Origin of the sequence: Thiocystis violacea, assembly GCF_016583565.1 — a bacterium.
GTDB lineage: Bacteria > Pseudomonadota > Gammaproteobacteria > Chromatiales > Chromatiaceae > Thiorhodococcus > Thiorhodococcus violaceus_A.
This window is the reverse complement of the sequence record NZ_NRRF01000167.1, coordinates 1-2,448: the sequence shown is the minus strand read 5'-3', so window position 1 is coordinate 2,448 and position 2,448 is coordinate 1. Positions and strand designations below refer to the sequence as shown.

General features: G+C 61.3%; 1 protein-coding gene and 1 pseudogene. Both read right to left on the bottom strand.

Annotated features, from left to right (window positions below):
• Nucleotides 1–423 (bottom strand): annotated as a pseudogene (locus CKO23_RS24400) (IS4 family transposase); the annotation flags it as partial.
• A 107-nt stretch (nucleotides 424–530) separates the two neighbouring features.
• Entirely contained in the window at nucleotides 531–1,709 is a 1,179-nt protein-coding gene (locus CKO23_RS24395) for a type I restriction-modification system subunit M (protein WP_200336047.1), read from the bottom strand.
• Nucleotides 1,710–2,448 lie beyond the last annotated feature (739 nt).

Here is a 2,448-nt window from a genome sequence, read left to right as displayed (position 1 = left end):
GCCCAGCGCATTGCCATCGAGGATCTTGACGCGATAATCGCGCAGCAACGGCGTGCGGGTGGCCGCGAGCGAGGTGATCACCCGACCCGCCTGCTCGGCGCTATAGCCCACCAGCGCGGCCGAGATCCCCGGCTCCAGTCCATTGAGCTTGTCGTACACCGCTTTGCGCGTGACGGGGATGTCCTCGCGCGCCCCTTGATAGGCCGCATGGATCGACGGTTGCTGGCGGGTGACCACCTGCATCATCAGATCGAACAGCGTCGAGAACAACAGATGACGGGTGTACTGGCTTTGCGCCGTCTGCTCAAACCAGGCGTTGAGCTGGTCCGGATGGAAGCTGCGCTCCAACACCGCGCGCGCCATGGTGGGGATGGGGAAATGCTCGGCAAAGCGCTCAAGCAGTGGATTCAGCAAGATCGTCAACAGCCCGCTGGTTACAAAAGGGCGCGATTGTACCGAAGACGCGCGACTCGCGCTGCTCGGGCGATTCAGCTGCGTCGAGGGCGGGCGACCGGCAGGAGTCGTTGCGTTCACTTTTTGTGACCTTCACAGCCCTGGAGGATGCAGGCGGCAAGCCCAGTGCCGTAGAAGAGGTTCGGGGCCAGACCGATGACGGCTTCGATGAGGTCCTGCTCCAGCAAATGCTGCCGGATCTTGCCCTCGACGCCGCCGCGAAAGAGCGCGCCTTGCGGCAGGACCACAGCCATGGCGCCATTGATCGGCGCCATCGACTTGACCATGTGCTGGACCCAGGCAAAATCACCGGATTTATCTGTCGGCAGTCCGGCAAAGGCGCGGCCCCAGGGATCGCTCTCCCAGACCTCGCGGCCCCACTTCTCGAGCGAAAAGGGCGGATTGGCAAGCACGATATCGAAGGTCGCGAGTCCGCCCGTGCTTGGATCGCTGAACAGCGGATTGCGCAGCGTGTCACCGCGCTCGAACTGGAAGTCCTCGAGGCCGTGCAGCAAGAGGTTCATGCGGGCCACGGCCGAGGTGGTCAGGTTTTTCTCTTGCCCGTAGAGCTTGCCGAAGAAGGTGCGCGGATCGCCCCCCTGATGCCGCACATGCTCGACCGCAGCGAGCAACATACCGCCGGTGCCGCAGGCGGGATCGTAGATGGACTCGCCCTCCTGGGGATCGAGGATCTCGATCATCAACCGAACGACGCTGCGCGGCGTGTAGAACTCGCCGGCCTTCTTGTTGGTCGCGTCGGCAAATTTCTTGATCAGATACTCGTAGGCATCGCCGATGACATCGTTGCGGACATTGGCGTTGCCGAGCGGCAAGGCGGAGAAGTGCTCGATCAGATCCTTCAGCAGGTCGTCGGGGAGGCGCTCCTTGTTGGTCCACTGCGTATCGCCGAAGACGCCATACAGGTGGTCTTGGTTGGCCCGCTCGATACAACGCATGGCGTTGGCGATCGCGGCGCCGACGTTGGCGGCGGTCTCGCGGATATCGTTCCAGTGGCAACCTGACGGCACATGGAAACGGTGCTGGTCGGCGAAGTCTTCGCCATACATCGTTACCATCTCGGCGTGCTCTTCGTCCCAGACATCACAGAGCCGTTTGAGAAACAGCAGCGGCAGGATGAAGCTCTTCCAGTCGGTGCGGTCGACCGGGCTGCCGCGCAGGATGTTGGCCGCTTCCCACAGGTGGTTTTCAAGCTGCGACAACTCCAGTTGGATAGGCCGCCTCACTTCTTCGTTCATCAATGCAGTCAAGGTTCTATAGTCCTCTTCCTTCGATGTCGCGTTCCCATACGTCCACTTCATGGAGTGTCAAACCGAGCCTGGCTCTCACGCAGATGTTCTGCCCGACATCACCGAGCAGGCGATCAAGAAATTGGCCCTAGAGGGGCTTCTCTTTCTGGCCCAGCAGCGCTCCATTTGAGGCACTCACCGCCCAGCTCGCGGCGACGTGCTGCTGCTCTCCATCGAGCATCAGCACAAAGGCGCGGCGCGCCTCTTCCAATAGGTACCGGTGGAAAAGCGGCTTGCTGTGATCCGACCCAGCACCCGCAGCGCTGAAGGATGCCGCGATTCTGTCATGAACGCCGCGCATCCCGCCAAGAAGGGCAACCGCTCGCCAACGACGGATCTCCGAGCGTCTTGCACGAATCCACTCCGCTACTGGTCATAGGGCTGCGTGAAGCTTCTCTTCTTAGCCGCGTCAGCGGATGGCCTCTATGGGAGATGTATTTAGGCGCACATTCCGCAGGCATGATGCCTGCCGATGAGTATTTTTTCGCTGCAGATAGCCCCATGTGATCGGTTTTCGGCAGCGTCATTGACGCTTCCGACTGTCTTTCTTAGAAGATGGCTGAACACCGCCATCCGAGTCCGTGACACTCGGCGGCTCGCGAGCCGGGCTGGAAAGGCTCCCCGCCTTTTTCAAGGGGAGAAAACCGATGGCCCATCCGTTCGCAGCACTGATCGACGCGCACACGCA

Bases quoted from the DNA above. Each gene is read 5' to 3' on its own strand.
- CKO23_RS24395 (WP_200336047.1), bottom strand. From the start codon at position 1,709: ATGAACGAAGAAGTGAGGCGGCCTATCCAACTGGAGTTGTCGCAGCTT.